This is a genomic window from Paenibacillus sp. 01T424 (assembly GCF_056398745.1).
On sequence record NZ_JBFTPZ010000004.1, the window covers coordinates 62199 to 81549 of the forward strand.

The 19351-nt window shown below is 47.3% G+C and carries 16 protein-coding genes; 3 read left to right on the forward strand and 13 right to left on the reverse strand.

All coding sequences use genetic code 11. The features are described 5' to 3' along the window. Nucleotides 1-160: 160 nt before the first annotated feature. From AC1DPK_RS04880 to bglX, 8 genes are all read right to left on the reverse strand, one after another. Entirely contained in the window at nucleotides 161-775 is a 615-nt protein-coding gene (locus tag AC1DPK_RS04880) for a flavin reductase family protein (protein ID WP_477509515.1), read from the reverse strand. 38 nt (nucleotides 776-813) lie between these two features. Further along, on the reverse strand, nucleotides 814-1425 hold the full coding sequence (locus tag AC1DPK_RS04885) for an alpha/beta hydrolase (protein WP_477509602.1): 612 nt from the start codon (nucleotides 1423-1425) through the stop codon (nucleotides 814-816). Then, complete coding sequence (locus tag AC1DPK_RS04890) at nucleotides 1425-2372, reverse strand: ring-cleaving dioxygenase (RefSeq protein WP_477509516.1); 948 nt, start codon at nucleotides 2370-2372, stop codon at nucleotides 1425-1427. Before AC1DPK_RS04890 ends, AC1DPK_RS04885 begins: the two co-directional genes overlap by 1 nt. Nucleotides 2373-2433: 61 nt before the next feature. After that, nucleotides 2434-2835: a DoxX family protein gene (locus AC1DPK_RS04895; RefSeq protein WP_372238955.1), complete on the reverse strand. Its 402-nt coding sequence runs from the start codon at nucleotides 2833-2835 to the stop codon at nucleotides 2434-2436. Between the two features lie 195 nt (nucleotides 2836-3030). Beyond that, complete coding sequence (locus AC1DPK_RS04900; protein ID WP_477509517.1) at nucleotides 3031-3477, reverse strand: MarR family winged helix-turn-helix transcriptional regulator; 447 nt, start codon at nucleotides 3475-3477, stop codon at nucleotides 3031-3033. 187 nt (nucleotides 3478-3664) lie between these two features. Then, nucleotides 3665-4648 (reverse strand): LacI family DNA-binding transcriptional regulator, encoded by a 984-nt coding sequence (locus AC1DPK_RS04905; protein ID WP_441912982.1) that lies wholly within the window; start codon nucleotides 4646-4648, stop codon nucleotides 3665-3667. 78 nt (nucleotides 4649-4726) lie between these two features. After that, a complete protein-coding gene (locus AC1DPK_RS04910) occupies nucleotides 4727-8116 on the reverse strand; it encodes a GH36-type glycosyl hydrolase domain-containing protein (protein WP_477509518.1) in 3390 nt (1129 codons plus the stop codon). Between the two features lie 18 nt (nucleotides 8117-8134). Next, nucleotides 8135-10291 carry a beta-glucosidase BglX gene (bglX, locus tag AC1DPK_RS04915; RefSeq protein ID WP_477509519.1) on the reverse strand — a complete coding sequence of 719 codons (2157 nt, stop codon included), beginning with the start codon at nucleotides 10289-10291 and terminating at the stop codon, nucleotides 8135-8137. A gap of 543 nt (nucleotides 10292-10834) precedes the next feature. On the opposite strand from bglX, the gene AC1DPK_RS04920 reads away from it, so the two are divergent. The 3 genes from AC1DPK_RS04920 to AC1DPK_RS04930 all read left to right on the forward strand — a co-directional run bounded on the left by AC1DPK_RS04920 (nucleotide 10835) and on the right by AC1DPK_RS04930 (nucleotide 13936). Then, entirely contained in the window at nucleotides 10835-12082 is a 1248-nt protein-coding gene (locus AC1DPK_RS04920; RefSeq protein ID WP_477509520.1) for a sugar ABC transporter substrate-binding protein, read from the forward strand. A 97-nt stretch (nucleotides 12083-12179) separates the two neighbouring features. Beyond that, nucleotides 12180-13067 carry a carbohydrate ABC transporter permease gene (locus tag AC1DPK_RS04925; protein WP_076266418.1) on the forward strand — a complete coding sequence of 296 codons (888 nt, stop codon included), beginning with the start codon at nucleotides 12180-12182 and terminating at the stop codon, nucleotides 13065-13067. A 20-nt stretch (nucleotides 13068-13087) separates the two neighbouring features. Beyond that, complete coding sequence (locus tag AC1DPK_RS04930; protein WP_076266419.1) at nucleotides 13088-13936, forward strand: carbohydrate ABC transporter permease; 849 nt, start codon at nucleotides 13088-13090, stop codon at nucleotides 13934-13936. Between the two features lie 91 nt (nucleotides 13937-14027). Here the strand turns inward: AC1DPK_RS04930 and AC1DPK_RS04935 are convergent, their stop codons facing one another. From AC1DPK_RS04935 to AC1DPK_RS04955, 5 genes are all read right to left on the reverse strand, one after another. Then, nucleotides 14028-14957, reverse strand: a complete 930-nt coding sequence (locus AC1DPK_RS04935; RefSeq protein WP_441958508.1) for an MBL fold metallo-hydrolase — start codon at nucleotides 14955-14957, stop codon at nucleotides 14028-14030. Nucleotides 14958-15233: 276 nt separating this feature from the next. Next, nucleotides 15234-15485 (reverse strand): GlsB/YeaQ/YmgE family stress response membrane protein, encoded by a 252-nt coding sequence (locus tag AC1DPK_RS04940; RefSeq protein WP_076266420.1) that lies wholly within the window; start codon nucleotides 15483-15485, stop codon nucleotides 15234-15236. Between the two features lie 139 nt (nucleotides 15486-15624). Further along, a complete protein-coding gene (locus AC1DPK_RS04945; protein ID WP_477509521.1) occupies nucleotides 15625-16686 on the reverse strand; it encodes a sensor histidine kinase in 1062 nt (353 codons plus the stop codon). Then, nucleotides 16683-17357, reverse strand: a complete 675-nt coding sequence (locus AC1DPK_RS04950; protein ID WP_339205592.1) for a response regulator transcription factor — start codon at nucleotides 17355-17357, stop codon at nucleotides 16683-16685. Before AC1DPK_RS04950 ends, AC1DPK_RS04945 begins: the two co-directional genes overlap by 4 nt. 24 nt (nucleotides 17358-17381) lie before the next feature. After that, a complete protein-coding gene (locus tag AC1DPK_RS04955; RefSeq protein ID WP_477509522.1) occupies nucleotides 17382-19127 on the reverse strand; it encodes an ABC transporter ATP-binding protein in 1746 nt (581 codons plus the stop codon). Nucleotides 19128-19351 lie beyond the last annotated feature (224 nt).

Below are 19351 nucleotides of genomic sequence, written 5' to 3' on the forward strand. Positions count from 1 at the left end.
ATTATCTAATCAAAATTGAAGCTTACGATTAAGCAAAAAAGCTGCCGAGTATAACAATCGGCAGCTTTTGCTGTGTTAGCGGGGCGATCGATTTGCAAAGCAGCCACGGACGTTTTTCTTGTTCGCAGCTGCCGCGGCATTTTTCTACCGCACATTACGTTTATGTTGGCCGTACAATTGTGAATTGCTCCCCTAGCTTCGCATAATCGTTTCCAGCAAGCCGGCTCACCGGCTTCAATGCCTCGGCGTTAATACGTCCATTCTCGTACAAAGCCTCATCCACATGGAAACGTACAACTTTGCCAATTAATAAATCACAGGCTGGCGAATCCGCTGTACCGCCAAGCGATAACGATTGATCAAGTACACATTCCATACGAATTCTCGCTTCAGCCACACCCGGCACACGCACAAGGTCGCTTGCGATAGCCGATAAGCCTGCAAGCGCAACCTCACTCTCTTCCGAAGGCAAAGCTGCTGCCGTTATATTAATCGCTTCGATATAGCTCTCATCAGAAATATGTACAACAAACTCGCCTTTGGCGATGGCATTTCGGGAGGTATCCTTCTGGATACCTCCCGGCTTGCGCTGTACAGATACCGCAACCATAGGCGGATTAGCGGTAACGATATTGAAGAAGCTGAACGGAGCTGCATTCAGAACACCTTCGCTTGAGAGTGTAGTGACAAAAGCAATGGGTCTTGGCACAATACTGCCAATCAACAGCTTATAATTGTCCTGCACACTTTGACTCGTTGGATCAATCGATAACATGATGGGCTCCCCTTCATAAGCGAAATGCTTGCTTTATATTAACCTTTAAAGGTTTCGTTAAACCAAGCCGCTGCGGCAGCTACCTCTGAACTCGTTAGCTGATGTCCAAATGTTTCCCAATGTACCGTAACCTGAGCCCCCGCTGCTTGCAGCAAACGGTCCAGCTCCTCCGTCTCCTGAGGCGTGCAAAGCGGATCATTCGAGCCCGCACCTATGAAACAAGGTACGCCAGCTAGGTCAGGCAGATCAACATCCCGAATCGGCACCATCGGGTGATGCAAGATCGCTCCGTGAAGCGTACCTTGATAGTGGAATAATAGGCTGCCTGCGATATTAGCTCCATTGGAATAACCGATCGCCACGATATTATTGCGGTCGAATCCATATTCTACTGCGGCTTGATCTAGAAAATCATTAAGCTCCTGCGTGCGGAATTTAAGGTCCTCTAGATCAAATACGCCTTCAGCAAGACGTCTGAAATAACGCGGCATACCATTCTCGAGCACATTTCCTCTGACACTCAGCACGGACGAAGCAGGCGAGACCAGCTCAGCAAGCGGAAGCAAATCCCGCTCGGTTCCACCCGTTCCATGCAAGAGCAGCAGTACTGGTGCAGTTGCATCTGTTCCTTGTTTGAATATATGTTTCATCATTTGTCCTCCTCCAATACTCTTACTTCAAATGGTGACAATAATTGCTCAATTTGCGTACGATGCTCCTCATACCATTCCGGCAGCATCAGCTTTTCACCGAGATGCTCCGGCTCTTCATCACGAGCAAAGCCCGGTGGATCTGTAGCAATCTCGAATAAAATGCCGCCGGCTTCACGGAAATAGATCGCGTTAAAATATTGGCGATCCACGATCGGAGTAGGCTGGAAGCCATGGCTCTCGACGTGGCTTCTCCATAGCGCGTGCTCCGCGTCGTCTTTTGCCCGCCAAGCGATATGGTGAACGGTGCCAGCTCCTCCATGTCCGTGTTCCATATCCTCTACATTGATGTCAATTAGATTGCCCAGATCACCTGTTGCTTTAAAACGAGCATAACCTTCATCTTCCCCGACTTTCTCCAGTCCCATCACGTTAACAAGGAGCTCCGCGGTTTTAGCCGAAGCCGTCGTGTATAATACGGCACCGCCAAAACCCTTGATCGCTTGCTGCGCCGGAACGCCGCCAAACGACCATTTACTATCCTCTCCTTGCTCCCTAGCTACGATCTCAAGCTTTAAACCATCAGGATCTTCGAATTGCAAATACTGCTCTCCAAATCTTGATGTTTGAGCAAAATCTATATTAAGCTTAGCTAGACGCTCTTTCCAAAAACCGAATGCACCTGCGGGAACTACATAAGTGGTTATACCCACCTGGCCTCCGCCAATTTTGCCTTTGCGTGAATTCTCCCAAGGAAAAAACGTAATAATAGTGCCTGGACTTCCGATCTCATTTCCAAAATATAAATGATAAACCTCTGGCGCATCAAAGTTAATCGTCTTCTTAATCAACCTTAGACCTAATACGCCTGAATAAAAATCTGCCGTCGTCTGAGCGTTTCTAACAAAAGCGGTTATATGGTGAATACCAGCTGTTTGATTTGTCATGGTAATGACACTCCTTATTTTATAGGAATATGAAAAGTAATGTAACTAACCCCACTTCTGATTAGCCAATAAGCGCATCAATGGAGTATTCACCAGCGCCTGTTAATGCGATGCCTATAGCAATGGCTACGAGAACAAGATTATATTCATAACCGTTTGCGGTTGCCCATATTCCGTTAGGACCATGCACCTTCACTATAGCACCAAGCATAGTAAGCACGATCAATACCGCAGCAAGAGGTGTAAGCAGACCAGCGACGAATAATAGGCCGCCGATTAGTTCCATCAATCCAGCGGCAACAGCCATAGCAACCCCTGGCTTAATGCCAATCGACTCCATCCAGCCGCCTGTTCCCTTTGGACCATAACCGCCAAACCAGCCAAACAGCTTTTGTGCACCATGCCCTACGAACAATAGGCCTACAACGACACGAACAACCAATAATCCCAAAGCAATACTCAATGTAAACTCCTCCATTTTGTTTTTAATGTTTAAACTACTGCTTGCATCACAGCTCTTCTTTTACCACTATTTAAAGAATCTCTATTTTAAGATATATGGTATGCATAAATGATCGCTGCTACCTTATAACAGCCATCATTGATATGCAACAAACGCCCATACGCGTGATTACACCTTTACAGCTAGTTAAACCCGCTACTTGTAGTGCTCCTGAGCAAACTTTCCTAGCTTCTTAAGCAGCTTGCTCGCCAATTGCTTCTCTTCTGCTGTCAGCCCATTTACCGCTTGCTTGATAGCGTCTTCGTGAGCAGGAAATACATCCTCTACGAACTGTTTGCCTTCATCGGTTAGTTCTGCATAAATGAGGCGTCTATCCGTAGTCGAAGCTCTCCGGCGTACCATTTGCTTCTTCTCCAGCTTATCTACGACATAAGTAATGTTTCCGCTGCTCATAAGCACTTTCTCACCGATTTGCTGCAATGGCTGCGGTCCGCGGTGATAGAGCAATTCAAGCACTCCAAACTCCGTGCGGTTCAAGCCGTTTTTACGAATATCACGATCCGCATGGGCATTCACCCATTGGCTCGCTCTAGACAGCGCAATGAAGAGAGCTAATGAATCATTTTGTTTTTCATTTGCCATGATGATCACTCCTCTCTGCGCCGTTTTATCTTTAATTAATTTATCTTGATTTAAAGATAATACATTTTGAAACAGTTGTCAACGCTTATGCCAAATCTTTTTGAATCAACGATAACAGGCATGCTTCTCAAAAAATAGAACGGCTTGAGATTTCACCTCAAACCGCTCCGCCGTCGATGGCTTCCATTTAGCTTTCTTTGGCCGGCCTGACCGAATTCCCTTTAATAAGAGAAACATAAATCCGTTCATGCTCCACTTCGTCGCCGCTGATCAGCTTGATCAGCTGTTCGGCAGCTAGAGCCCCCCATTTGCGCTTGGAATAATCAATCGTAGATAAGCGCGGCTGAGTGTAAGAAGCCAGCTCCATATTATCAAACCCAACGATATGAATATGTTCACCAATCCGAATATCAGGATGATGCGCCGCCAAATAATTGAACATACCAATAGCCATCTCATCGTTGAAGCAAAACACTGCCGCAGCCGTGCCGCTGTTCTCAGCTATAATTGTCGCTGCAGCCTGCTCTCCAGCCGATTTATTGAAATCTCCTTCAATTACAGTCAGCTTAACGCCAGCGGATCGTTCCACCGCTTGCGTAACAGCTTGCAGCCTCTGCCTTGAATCATAAGAGCCGCTAGGGCCAGTCACTACATAAAGAGTCCGATGGCCTTGCTCGATCAAATATTCGGCTGCCAGCCTCGCCCCTGCTTTGTTATCGAGCAGCACTTGATTGATGTTCGAGTGCTGCAGTTCACGATCCAGCACGACCAGCTTATGCCCGCGCTCCGCGTAGCTCAGCAGCTCAGTACTGCCAAACGTCTCGTCCAGTATAATCGCACCATCGATCATTCGCTCGGGCAGCATCCGATGAGATTGCTTACCGCTGCACACGATCAGATCATAGCCCTTTTCCGATAAAATCTCCTTTGTTCCTTGCAAGAGATCGCCGTAGAATGCGCCGCTGAAGTCGGTAAGAAAGACACCGATAATTTTTGTTTCTCTCGTCTTGAGCGACCTTGCAGCAGCGTTCGGGATGTAGTTTAATTCCTTGGCAACAGCCAATATTCTTGCTGTCGTCTCATCCGTCACCTTGGGGCTGCCGTTAAGCGCGTAAGATACCGTCGAGATCGAGACCCCCGCTTGTTTAGCGATATCCTTAATACTAACCACAGCATTCGCTCCTATCTTTCATTGTTCCTTCACTATATCACAAAGACTGGCGGTTCTTGGAGACCGCCAGTCTGCTTCTTACATAAATATTTCGATTCGGTTCGATTCCGAATGAAGATTAGCTTTCAATTGTTCTTCGGAAATTTGTACTCCACCTACACGATAACGGTTAGCTGAAGGCTTCCCTTCCGCTTCCTTACCGTTAATGATGACCTTCGTTACCTGTCCTGCATCGCTAAGGCGATAAACAAAAGTAATCGGCAAGCCGTTCCACATGAAATCGAATTGCATGCCATCCAGCTTAGCTGGCAAAATCGGATCGATAACCAGATTACCTTCCGACTGACGGATACCGAGGGCATTCGAAATCAATTGGTTCATATAGATTCCGGGACCGCTCGAATAAATTCTCCAGCCGCCCTTAACAGGCACAGTTCCTTCACGAAGCTCACCGAAACGCTCCTGCGCCTCATAACGGTTGTTGAACTTGCCGTCGGAGCTGCTGAAGTAAGAGTTGCTTTGACGCAGCTCTGCATTAGGAACAACATCACGCAATCCAACCGGATTAATCATGAGTAAACCTTGCCATACTTCATCCGTCTTGCCTAGCTTCGCCATTGCTTCAACATAACGAATATGAGCATGAACATATTGCAAGCCGACTTCCCGGCCGAAATTAGATGCCTGCTCTGCCCGCTTAAAGTTAGTGCTTACGCCGCCTGCATATTGTGCAGGACGGTTCATCAGCCGTACGCCATCTGGGCAATACAGCTGCTCTTTAATAACACGGTAATGCTCAGCTGCTTGCTCCTCTGTAAGCAATTCGCTAATCATACTGCGTGTCATTGGAAGCAAGCGGTATTGAATGCCTGTAGTTGTGTCAGTCGGGTGAAGCATCAGCTTCGCATCGCCCGGCTCCTCCATGTATACAAAGCCAGGAATGACATCCTGTTGCAGCATATACTGGTTAAAGTCCGCTTGAATAGCTGATGCCAGCTCCTTAAGCTCGGCTGCCTGAACAGCATCAACTTCCTCCAGCACGCGGCCAAACTGTGCGATAACCTGATACGTAAGCGCTACTGTCCAGCTGCTGACCATATATTGCTTAAGCTGTGCATTAGCCGGCTGCAGCGTATCATCCCAATCTCCGTCGCCATAGGAAGACAAATACGTGTCGTGCAGGAAGTGGCTCTTCATATAGGCAATTTCCTTCATCGCATGGTCAAGCAGCGTCGCAGATTCTGTCGTGAATTCGCCTTTATGACGGACCGTATAAGGAACACGCTCCTGCAAAATGCTATAATCCTTTGTTGCTGCCAAGTAGTCACCAAGCACCTTCAGCGGCCAGACAATAATATCGCCATGGCTTTCTTCTTGCTGAATGTGGAAATACTTGTCGAACATGAACCATTGCGGCCAATTGCCGTCATCCTCGTATTGATGGGAATAAACGGTCTTCAAGATTTCAGCAACCTGCTCGTATTTGTTCATAGCCATGAAGTACTCAGTCGGTCCTTGGCAAACGTCGCGCGTTCCCCATGCTGCACCGCCGTATTGCTCCAAGCCATGAGGCACAGAGTAGTGAACGAGCATATTGTGCGTGTACCACCATGCCAATGCATTCACTTTATCCAGCTCAGCTGAAGCTGCTTCAGTACCCTCAGCGGATAAGCGGAAGCCATTCATCACATGACGGAAAAACTCACGGTAGCGCTCGATTTCAAGCTCTGCCTTCCGCTCTGACTTCGGCAATGCCTCGCCACGCAAGAGACCTTGCATCGTAATTGTCCATTCCGCACTTTGGCCAAGCTGCATCACCACGAGCGATGCTGAGCCTGATGCCGTACCGCTAACAAGCAAGCTTTCATCGCCTGCAGTCATGTCTGCCCCGCTTACGAACATCCGATATTGCAGATTAGGGAAGATCGGAGCGCTGATAGAAGCTTGGTCAGCCTTGAAAGTAAATACGCCGTCCTCCAGCTCCATATGGAACGGCAGCTCGTATTCATTGTTATTCATGGATACTTGATTCGTAACTAAATAGCGGTAAGCCTGTCCTTTTTCCGAACGAAGGTGAAGGCGTACCTCAGGCGAATCAACCGTTGTATAATTTGTAATGATGATTGTGTCATCTGCTGTTTTGTAGAACCAACGAGCATAGTTAAAGCCGATCTCAAACATCGAAGGCATAGTAAGAAGGCGGTATGAACCTTCCAACTCGACATAAATGCGTTGTCCAGATGTCTTTAAATTATTGAGCGCATTGCGCGCATTCGTAAACAGCTTGTGGAAGCTGGTATTGCCTACTAGCAATTGTGAGTTGAAAATACCGTACATATAGGAAGTTGTCGTCATAACATCCTCTGTCATGCGGTCATTGCCGCCAGACATTAGAATATGACCGTGCGGACGCTCAACTAGCAGCTCCTTCTCCTTAAGCACAACATGCTCATGGCTCTCTGTAAAGAAAGACAGCAGCTTGCCGTCTTGCCATTCCTCCTGATGACGGTTAGGGAAATAAGCGTTAACTTCCTCCATCGTCATTGATGCCGTGCGTACTGGCGTTCCAATCGCATTTGCAACCTCAGACTTAGCTACAGGTGTTGCCGCCGCAGCGAAGTCGGTCTCATTCGAACGCTCAACTTCTTCCCAAGCCTTCTGAATTTCAGCGCTGAACTCTATTTCACTCACAGCTGATGGATGATCAGCCTTGAACATGCCGTAAAATACAAAGCGAGCTTTATCCTTCAACAAGACAGGCTCAGCTTGAAGCGCCGCATAAGTGAATTCATATTGATAAACCTCATTCGCTAGTTCAACCTTGCCAAGTGCTTCCGGCACGTCCGTTTCTTTATAGCTAAGACCAAAGAATTGGAATCCGTCCGTTGAGTAGCTGGCTGCTCCTGTTAGTGCACCGTGCTGCATGTAAGGAAATGATCCTTGCATCGGCTGATTCTGGCGGAAGCAAAGAACATAACCCAGCTTCTTATCTTTAAAAGCTTTATGGTCAACGTACTGCGACATGTAAGCTTCGTTCGACCGCACTGCGCCAATATCTGCGAGTCCAATGTCTTGTCCATAAGTGATGTCGATCTTCGCTTCTTTTCCTTGCGAATGTGCGGTTACATCCCAGAACCAGATGCCATGGTTCGTTAATGTGAAGACTACGCGATAGGCGATGCCATCAAATGCAGTCCCTTCCCATAGCAGACGACCATCCACCGCTGACATGCGGCTTGACGAATGAATCCCAAGCAAAGGCTCATAAGAAATCCCTTCTTCGGTATGCATGCGCAAGTAAAGATTGTTAAGCGAACCATCTACATTGTTCGACACCACTTGATTCAGCATCGTTCCTTTATGGACAGCTTGCGCAAGGTCTCCGCTGCTTAAAAAATCAAACGTCAGCTCTCCTGCTTTTATTTGCAATTTATTCATCGCTTTCAACGCATTCACTATAGCTTCCATCTTCTTCTCACTGCCTTTCTATTTGCTTAGTTTGAATTTAAGCGTTTCTACATCGCGGCTGTTTGGCCCAATGTACAGTTCAAAGTCACCAAGGTCGCTTGTGAAGGTTAGATCAGCATGATAATAACGCAGCTGTTTTTCCTCCAGCGTAAACGAGACCTCTTTGCTCTCTCCTGGCTGCAGCATCACCTTGCGGAATGCCTTTAGCTCTTGTAACGGACGGACAACATCCCCCGCCATGTCGCGTACATACAGCTGTACGGTTTCCTCACCAGCACGAGCCCCAGTGTTCGTTACTGTGATGTTTACATGTAATGGCTTAGAAGCACTCATCGTATCCATCGCCATCTTCGCTCCGCTGTAGGTAAAGGTTGTATAACCAAGCCCATAACCAAACGGCAGCAGCGGCTCATTCGGAACATCCAAGTATTGAGATACGTATTTCACCTGCGCATCAGGTGCGCCCTGCGGCCTTCCCGTATTGAACCGGTTATAATAAACCGGTACTTGGCCTACGGAATGAGGGAAGGACATCGACAGTCTTCCAGTCGGTTCCGACTCGCCAAACAATAATTCCGCAATGGCAGCACCGCCTTCCGTACCTGGGAACCACGCCTCTAACACGGCATCCGATTGATCAATTACACCGTGCAGATCAAGCGGTCGTCCGTTAAATAGGACAGTCACCATCGGCTTGCCTAGCTGTTTCAGCTGAGCGATTAGCTCAAGCTGTACCTGCGGCAATCTAATATTCGACCGGCTAGCCGCTTCTCCGCTCATATCCGAATGCTCACCTAAAGCAAGCACCACGATATCTGCTTCTTTAGCTGCAGCATATGCCGCTTGCCACTGCTCATCCGTTGCGTCTTCAATACCGCAGCCTTCTGTCACAGACAACAATGATGCATCTACTTTGCTTGCGATGCCTGCTGCCAGTTGAACCGCCTCTTCCTTGGAGCCAAGCCAAGACCAAGGTCCAAGAATATCGCCGCTAGCCGCGAAAGGACCAATCAAAGCAATTTTCTGCTCGCGTCCAAGCGGAAGAACTCCCTCATTTTTTACGAGGACACAGGATTTAAGAGCCAGCTCACGCGCAGCCTTGCGATGTGCTGCGGAGCCTACAATTTCCTGCTCACGCTCTTCATTCGCACCACGATACGGTTGATCGAACAAGCCCAGCTTCTGCTTCAGCTCCAGAATGCGAAGTACAGCTTCGTCGATCAATGCAACATCGATTTCATTCTCCTCAACAAGCCGCTGCAAATGATCCGTGTAACAGGTCGTCATCATTTCAATATCGACGCCGGCTTTGATCGCCTTCATTGCCGCTTCCGATTCATCCGCTGCAACACCGTGCGGGATCAGCTCTTTTACTGCGCCCCAATCGGAGATTAGCACACCGTCAAACGCCCATTCGCCGCGAAGAAGATCACGCATCAGCCACTTGTTTCCTGAAGCTGGAATGCCATCCACTGTATTGAATGCCGTCATGACCATTTCGCAGCCTTCATCCAGCGCCGCTTTATAAGCAGGCAAATAAAACTCGCGAAGCTGACGCTCAGACAGATCAACCGTGTTATAGTCGCGTCCACCTTCTGCAGCTCCATATGCGGCAAAGTGTTTTACGCATGCTGCCACGCGGTTAATATCATTTGCAAGGTCTTTTCCTTGGAAGCCTCTTACGAAGGCTCTGGCGAATTCACTGTTCAAATATGGGTCCTCGCCTGTCGATTCCATGACTCGGCCCCATCTTGGGTCCCTTACGAGATCGACCATCGGAGCGAACGTAACGTGTACGCCTGCCGCAGCAGCTTCCTTAGCAGCGATCTCGGCACTTTGTTCCGCCAGCTCCATATCCCATGAGCAGCCGATTGCCAGCGGTACAGGAAAGATCGTTTTGTAGCCATGGACGATATCCGCCATCACTAGAAGCGGAATGCCTAAGCGGTTGTTCGCCAAATGCTGCTTCTGTATGTTAATGACTTCCCTCGCTCCTGTTAAGCCAAGCACGGAGCCTGTATTGCGAACCGTTTCTTCCGTTACGCCCATTTCAGCCATCGGTCCGGTAATTTGTCCATCCGCGCCTTCAAAGAATGGCGTCGCCAGCTGCAGCAGCTGCCCGATCTTCTCCTCAAGCGTCATGAGCTTTAGAAGAGCCGCAGGTTGCTTTTCCATATCCGTGTTCCTCCTCGTAATAGCCAATCAAATTTATCGTTCTTATCGTTAATGTTTACAGGTCCTTCTGTCTTTACCACGCTTATGTCTTATGGCCAATATTTTTAACAATCGAAACGTTTCTATTGATTCCTAATTTGGATTATAAACAATTCAAAAAGAGTCGTCAATTGCTGTTTCATCTTTAATAGAAACGTTTATATTACTAATATGAGACTATTTTCATGAAATAAAAAAACGCTTGAACCCGTTAAAACTTTGATCTATAATGATGTCGAAACGTTTCGAATCAATAAGCAGGTCTGGTTCTAAAGTTGTAAACGGTAATATATTTTGTTTATAGAAACGTTTCACCACATCAAATAGTATTTCTATTTACTTGTGGCGAACGTTTTTGCTGCGGCAGGGAATGTAACATTTACCTGCTCATCTACACCCAGCTTAGGCTTATATATACGGCAAACAACAGCCGCCTGCGTGCATAACTTGCACGGATTCACAGCATAGTACTGATAACAATCATTCACACAGGAGGAATAATTAATGTTTAAGAAATCAGTAGCAACTGCACTAGCTAGCTCTATGCTACTTATCGGCGCCCTCACTGCTTGCGGAAGCAACAACAGCAATGAAGGAGCAGCAAACGATAAAGTAACCATCAACGTATGGGGGATGGGTGAAGAAGCCAAATCCTTGCCGAAGATTGCAGAGCAATTCATGGTTGAGAACCCTAACATTAAGGTCAATGTACAAGCACTTCCTTGGGATACGGCACATGACAAGCTATTGACGGCTGTCGCTTCCAAAAAAGGTCCAGACGTGCTTCAAATGGGAACAACTTGGATTCCTGAGTTTGCATCCGCTAAAGCGCTTATGGATATCACTCCTTACGTAACTGAATATCCAGAACTTGCTGAAGCAAACTTCTACCCAGGATCGGTATCAACAACTAAATACGAAGATGCAACTGTAGGCGTACCTTGGTACATCGACACTCGCGTACTTTACTACCGTACAGATCTACTGAAAGAAGTAGGCTACGATAAAGCTCCACAAACATGGGATGAGCTTAAAGATGCTGCAACAAAGCTTAAAGCTCGCGGCAAAAACAAATACGGCATCAGCCTTGATGTTAAAGAACAATCGCTACTATTCATGTTCGCTCGTCAAAACGGCTCGAAGCTTATCGAGAACAACAAACCACAATTCAACCAACCAGAATTCGTTGAAGCCGTTGAATATTTGGACAGCTTCTTCAAAGACGGCTCTGCACCGATTGATCTAGGTATGGATATTATCCCTGCATTTAAGGGTGAAGGCATCTCGCCAATGTTCATCAGCGGACCTTGGATGATTAAACTAATCAATGACCAAGCACCTGAGCTTGCAGGCAAATGGGCAACAGCTGTACTTCCTAAGAAAAAGAACAACCTTTCTTCTCTAGGCGGCTCTAACTTGTCTATTTTCCAACATACAACGCACAAAGAAGAAGCCTTGAAATTCCTTGCTTACATGAGCAAGCCTGAGACACAGCTGAAATGGCTGGAGCTTACAAACTCGCTTCCTTCCACGAAAAAAGCATGGGAGAACGAAGCTTTGACTAAAGATCCTAATGTAAAAGTTATCGGTGAGCAGTTGAACAGCTCGGAGCCTATGCCGCTTATCAAGCCATGGGAAGAAATTGCTCAAAACGTGCTATCGACATTCGAGAGAATTTACCGCGGCAAGTCTGAAATTAAGAAGGAACTTGACAGCTTCAACGCCAAAGCTGAACAAATTTTGAATAAATAATGATCGCCATCGCCGGCAGCGGTTCTGGAACAGAGCCGCTGCCGGTTCCATTAGAAATGGATAAAGCCAGGCGCTCATAGCAAAGGAAGGGTCGTTTATGAAAGGCATCTCTCAGAGTAAGGCACCGTATTTCTTTATCGCTCCAACGCTTATTTTGCTTACCTTATTTTCGTTATTGCCGATCCTTGTAGCCTTAATAATAAGCTTTACGGACATGGACTTGGCAGGCCTTGCTGACTGGTCCAATATTTCATTCGTCGGATTCAAAAACTATGTAGACGTGCTGGCTGATCCTATTTTCGTAAAAGCCATACTTAATACGTTGTTCTACGTGATCATCGGTGTTCCACTTGTTATCTTATGTTCACTTGCTATTGCGATCATGATTAATTTCGGCGCAAACCGTGCATTTAAAGCTTTCCGCGTCGTCTATTATATGCCATCAGTTACAAACGTTGTTGCCGTTGCTGTTGTATGGGGTTTCCTTTACAATCCGGCTTTCGGTCTGCTCAACTATATTCTTGATTCGATTAATCTGCCTACGGTTCCATGGCTTCAAGATCCAGTCATGGCTAAAATATCGCTTATTCTGATGGCGGTATGGAGAGGGATCGGTCTCAATATGATCATCTTCATTGCCGCGCTTCAAGGTATTCCGAAGTCTTATTACGAGGCGGCTCAGCTCGACGGTGCCAGCACATGGAAACAGCTGACTTACATCACGATTCCAATGCTGCGCTTCGCGATCTTCTTCGTATCGATCACTACCATGATCGGTTGGCTGCAATTTTTCGAAGAGCCATTCATTATGACCGACGGTGGTCCACTCGACAGCACAACATCTGTGGCCCTGTTTATTTATCGGAACGGCTTCCAGCTTAGCAACTTCGGATACGCGGCAGCAGGATCATTTGTCCTGTTCATCGCAATCATTATTATTACGCTCGTACAATTCAGATTTCAAAATAAAGAAACGGATCTATAATCCAAACGGAGGTGTAATGGATGAGTTCGCAAGCAAAAGCGTCAAGCGCCTCAAAAGGCGAAAAAGCGCTCAAGTGGATACTAGGCATATGCCTCGCGGTCGGCGGGGTATTGGTCATCCTTCCTTTCGTATGGATGATCCTTTCTTCCTTTAAACCAGAGAGCGAGATACAGAATATCCCGCCTACCTTACTGCCTGAACGCTTCACGACGGAAAATTTCAAGAACTTGTTTGAGAATATGAACTTTGGCGTTTATTTGAAAAATACGCTAATTATCGTTTTCTTCTCCTTTATTGGCTTATTCCTGAATGCGATGGCTGGTTTCGGCTTCGCGAAGTACAAATTCAAAGGCAGTAATAACTTGTTCTATATCGTACTTGCTACGATGATGATTCCTGGTCAGGTGACGATGATTCCAGTCTATCTAATCCTAAATGAAATGCATCTGACGAATACGATGATCGGTATCGTTCTGCCCGGACTTGTCGGCGCCTTCGGTATATTCCTGTTCCGTCAGTTCATGGCTACCATTCCAGATGAGCTGCTGGAAGCAACCCGTCTTGACGGTGCAAGTGAATTCCGGACGTTCATGCAAATCGTGCTTCCTATTTCGAAGCCGATACTTGCGGTACAAGGCATATTAGCCTTTATTGGCGGATGGAACAGCTTCCTTTGGCCGCTTATTATCGCGAACGATGAGAAGCTTTACACTCTCTCCGTTGGCCTGTCATTGCTCAAAGGGCAATACGGCGGCAACTATGCCCTCCAAATGGCTGGATCAACCTTTATGGTTGTGCCTATCATCATCATCTTTATCTTCTTCCAGAAGCATATTATCGAGAACTACGCGATCTCAGGCATCAAATAATAACAGCAGGGGCTGTCTCTAAAGGTATGTATAGACCTTTGAAGACAGCCCCTGCTATGTTTTATAAGCTTTTCAGCTATAAATATATAAGCTACCGCCACCACGCTGAGGATGGGTACTCAGCCGCTTGAAGCAGTACAGTCTCTCCGATTTTCGGAGTCGAAATGCGTGTTTTCATCTCCTTAGCTGCCTTTACCGCTCGCTCCACAGGGTCGGTCCAATCATGCATGGCAAGTGTGAATGCACCCCAGTGTATCGGAATCATAATCTTTCCGCGTACGTCCAAGTGAGCCTGTACCGTTTCTTCCGGCATCATATGGATAGCTGCCCAGCGCTCATCATACTGTCCACATTCCATTAATGTGAGATCGAAGGGTCCGTATTTGTCGCCAATTTCTTTAAAGTGAGGACCATAGCCGCTATCTCCGCTGAAGAAGATGCGTGCCTCCCGGCCATGTATTACCCAAGAGCACCAAAGCGTTGCATCGCGATCCGTTAAACTTCTACCTGAGAAATGTCTTGCAGGCGTACAAGCGAGTTGAATCCCCTCATATGAAAACTCATCCCACCAATCATGCTCCTCTATAAGGGATGGATCTACTCCCCATCTTACCAAATGAGGCGCAACACCAAGCGGAACAATAAAGCGTCTCACCTTATCCTTAAGCTTTACGATCGAGCCATAGTCCAAATGATCGTAATGATCATGTGAAATGAGTACCGCATCAATCATCGGAAGCTGCTCCATCTCAAACGGCAGCTTATCACTGAATCTTTTACCGCCTATAAACGGAAACGGGGACGGCGCTTTGCCGAACATCGGATCAAGCAGCAGGGTTTTCCCGTCGATTGCAAGCAAAGCTGCAGAATGGCCAAACCATGTCAGCTTAGGCTGATGCTGCCCGGCACCATATCCTTCACTCATCGACTCAACGACTAGCGCTTTGCTTGGCCTAGCCATCTTATTGCCTTTCATAAATTGAACGAGCAGCTTCAGCTTCTCGCTTGTTGTCGTATCCATGGCTGTAGGAATCGCATTTATAAATTTTTTACGGCCATATTGGTTCGAACGGCTTAACTGCTGCCGCCGCTCCTTTGATTGTGCTGCCCCAAAAGCAGGGTAATACTGGAGGACCAAATACACAACAACTATGACTACCGCAATGATACTAACGAATATGAGCATGCCTTTTAACCTCTCCCCTTGCCGTATCAATATCTACACGCAGAAAAACCGCTATTGAAGTATACGTTACTACTTCAACAACGGTTTTATCAAGTTTAGGTAAAGATTAGACTACGCGCGTCGTGTTCCTCGCAAGATTGCACTTAGCAGCAGTACGACTACAACAGCTCCAATGATAGCCGGGATGAGAGCAAATCCGCCCATCGTCGGTCCCCACGAGCCAAGAATTAGCGTACCTAACCAAGCTCCGATGAAGCCAGCTACGATGTTACCGATAATTCCTCCCGGTACGTCGCGCCCAACAAGCAAACCACCTAACCAACCAATTACTCCGCCAACGATTAATGTCCATAATAAACCCATATTTTTTTGCCCCTCTCTGTCATTCGATATAGCTATGATTAACCTCATATGGCTATTTTGAAACAAAACAGTCGAGTGTAATATATGGAAGAACAGAACTCGTTGTCGTTTCAAGGCACTTTATATGAATAGCTGGCTGCTAAGTAATCGGCAGCGTCACCTCAAAAGAAGAACCCTCATTCAACCTGCTGTCTACACGAATATTCCCGTGGTGGAGCTCAACGATTTTATGGACGATCGACAAGCCTAATCCGCTGCCATCAGCCGTTCTCGTCCGCTGCTTGTCACCCTTATAGAAACGTTCAAAGATGCGGAGCTGATCCTCCGAAGAAATGCCAATACCCGTGTCTGTAATCTTTACTTTGACCTCATCACCTAGGCGCTCCAGTACAATCTTAATGCTCCCTTTGGCAGGTGTAAATTTAATCGCATTATGAAAGAGGTTTACCCAAACCTGACTAAGCATCTCTTCGCTCGCCGCAATTTCTACTTCCTCTAGCTCCAGTTCAAGCTCAAGTGCTTTGTCCAGCCACTGAGGCTCACTAGCGAGCACAATGTTCTCAAGCTGCGCATCGAGCCTGTATCGCTTCGTGTCCAGCTGCTGCTGCTCGGATTCGAGCGTTGTCAGCTTAAGCAGATTGTCGCTTATTTTGGACAACCGCGTCGTTTCCTGCTCAATAATCGACAAGTAATGACGCTGCTCCTCAGGGCTAAGGTCCTCGCGCTGCAGCGTGCTCGCAAATCCGCGTATCGAGGTCAGAGGTGATTGAATTTCATGCGATACGTTAGAAATAAACTCCTGACGAAGCAGCTCTACCTGCTTCAGGTCATGCGCCATATCGTTGATGGACTGAATAACGTCCCCGAATTGGCCATGAAATTTCTTGTCACGATCCAAGGCCACGTTGAAATCTCCCTTTGCCATTCGTTTTAGCGCATCGATCATTTCAACCCAAACTTCCCTCTGCTTCGGTCGTATCACCAAATTAACGATAGCGAAAAGCACAATGATAAATAAAATGCCCAGTCCCCAGTTCACCAGCTGCACTATATATTCAGGAAAGCGGACCTCATGTCTCGTGTAAAACCACTTCGTCAACCAATACGCCAGTGAGAAGGCACTTCCGCTCAGTAGGAATACCATCGATGTAGCTCCTACAACACGCAGTGAAACTTCCCATTTTGACATTTTACGATTCATTGGAGTACCTCCAGCCGATAACCGAGTCCACGGATCGTACTGATCTTAATCGATACCTCCCAAGCGACAAAACGCTCACGCAGCCGATTGATGTGTACATCCAGCGTTCGTTCGTTGCCGTCAAAATCATAGCCCCAAATCGCTTCGATCAGTTGGTTGCGTGTCAATGTACGGCCTAGATGGCTAACGAGCTTGAACAGCAGCTCAAATTCCTTCGGAGGAAGCGTCGTATAATCCGAATGAATCTTCACTTCATAAGTCTGCCGATCGAGCATGATCTCCGCTACGGAAACCTGCTGCGACACCGCGATTCGGTAACGCTTCAATAGCGCTTTAACTCTGACAGTCAGCTCCGCGGGATCAAACGGCTTTACTAAATAATCGTCCGTTCCGAGGTGGAACCCTCGCACCTTATCGCCCATTTCTCCCTTGGCCGTCAGCATGAGCAGCGGAATATCGTACTGCTCCCGCAGCTCACGGCACAGCTCCCAGCCGTCCATATTCGGCATCATAATATCCAATATGACCATATCTGCCGGAGAGGCTTCCATTTGAGCAAGCGCCGATTGCCCATCCGGAGCCTCCTGCACGCTTAAAGCCTCTTTCTCCAAAATAACCCGAACCAGCTCACGAATATGCGGATCATCGTCTACAATCAGCACATAGCCCATTTCTCCACCCTCTTCTCTGCTTACTTAAGAAGCCGTTTTATTGACTCGAAGCTGTCCATTAGCGAATTCTCGATACATGGTATGGCTAGCATACAATTGATCATGCGTTCCTACCCCGGTAATGACGCCTTTCTCTAGGAAAACGATCGAATCCGCATCAACAACCGTCGACAAGCGATGGGCGATAACGACAGTGGTCCGTCCGATCATTAGATTTTTCAGCGCGTCCTGCACCACTTCTTCTGACTTGCTGTCGAGATTAGACGTCGCTTCGTCGAGCATAAGGATTTGCGGATCACGCAGCAGCGCCCTTGCAATGGCAATCCGCTGCCGCTGCCCACCCGATAGCTTAATGCCGCGCTCGCCAACTTCGGTTTCATAGCTCTCAGGCAATGCTTCAATAAAGCCGTCTGCATAAGCCATTCGTGCAGCCTGCTCGATTTCCTGCTGCGTCACCTCATGCGTCAGACCGTAGCATAAATTGTCTTTGATCGTGCCTGCGATAATTGGGCTCTCCTGCGAAACGTAGCCAATCTGGCTGCGCCATGAACGCAGAGACGCGTCGCGGATGTCTGTTCCGCCAAGCCTAATCGCCCCGGATGTCGGGTCGTAGAACCTCTCCAGCAGCGAGAATAGCGTCGTTTTGCCGCTGCCGCTCGGGCCAACCAGAGCAGTTACTTTGCCCGCTTCAATCGTCAGGCTCACATCACGCAGGATTGGCTCATCGGGCTTATAGGCAAATGATACATTTTCCACCTGCAAGGTTTGGTCCATCTGAGTTACTTCCTTGCCATTATCTTGATCTTCTTCATCGGATTCTAATATACCAATAATGCTGTCCGTCGCGCCCATTGCCTTCTGAAATTGCGTAAAAAATTGTGAGATCTGCGTGATCGGCAGCATGATTTGGAACAGATACATAATAAAGGCGACTAATTCACCCGCAGTCATCTTACCTGATGATACTTGAACACCGCCAAAGCCGATTAAGCATACCAGCAGCAATAAGATGATAAAAGTGACGATTGGTGAAATAAGCGCCTGCATGCGAGCTTCCTTTAAACCAAAACCAAACAAATTCTGAATGCCGACGCGTCCTTGCTCATATTCAGCAGGCTCCGAGCCGGATGCTTTAACCAGCCGAATCTCCGACACCACACGATTTACGACGGAAGTAAATCTTGCGTTCTCCGCCTGCGTGGATTTGGATATGCTGTACATTTTCCGCCCAATTGGCACCATAATGAGTGCGGCCAAAGGGAAGACGGTTAACATGATGAGCGTCATCTGCCAATTCATATAGAAAAGAATCGACAATGCACCGATAATGGACAAAATGCCTGTGAAAAAACCAGTTACATGCTCCGTAATAAGACCCTTCAGCAGCGCCGTATCATTAGTCAGCCGACTAATCGTATCACCGGAGGATTTGTTGTCATAATACGGGACTGGCAAGCGCAGCAGCTTGCTCCATAACCGCTCTCGGATAGACGAGACGATCTTATTGCCGCTGTAATGCAGCAGGTAAACAGACACGCCTCCAGACACAACCTGCGCGATAAAAGCAGCCGCCATCCAGACAATTTGCCCCGTGCTCAATGACCCCAGCGAGAAGCCATTAACCATATTTTTCGTGAATAGGGGTATGGTCAAGCTAACTAGCGTCGTAATGACGCTCAAAATAACCGCAATAGACAGCATCATCTTCGGGGGATTCGTCTCCATAATCAGCCCTATGAATCGCTTGACGTTGCTATTTTTATTTTTCATCAGTATCACTCCTGTATCTCTCTATTCTCTCCACTACAGTTCCTACTTTACCTTGCCTGTTTAAACGCAATATAAACAACGAGGCTATCGCTGCGTATTTAAGCAAGCCATTCTCACTTTTTTGTAATCCACCACTTCCTCTATTTGGTAAATTGGAGTAAAATAATGCGATAGTTTGACCAAGCGTTCGTTCGACGCCGCACAAGCCACTACGAATAGGAGAG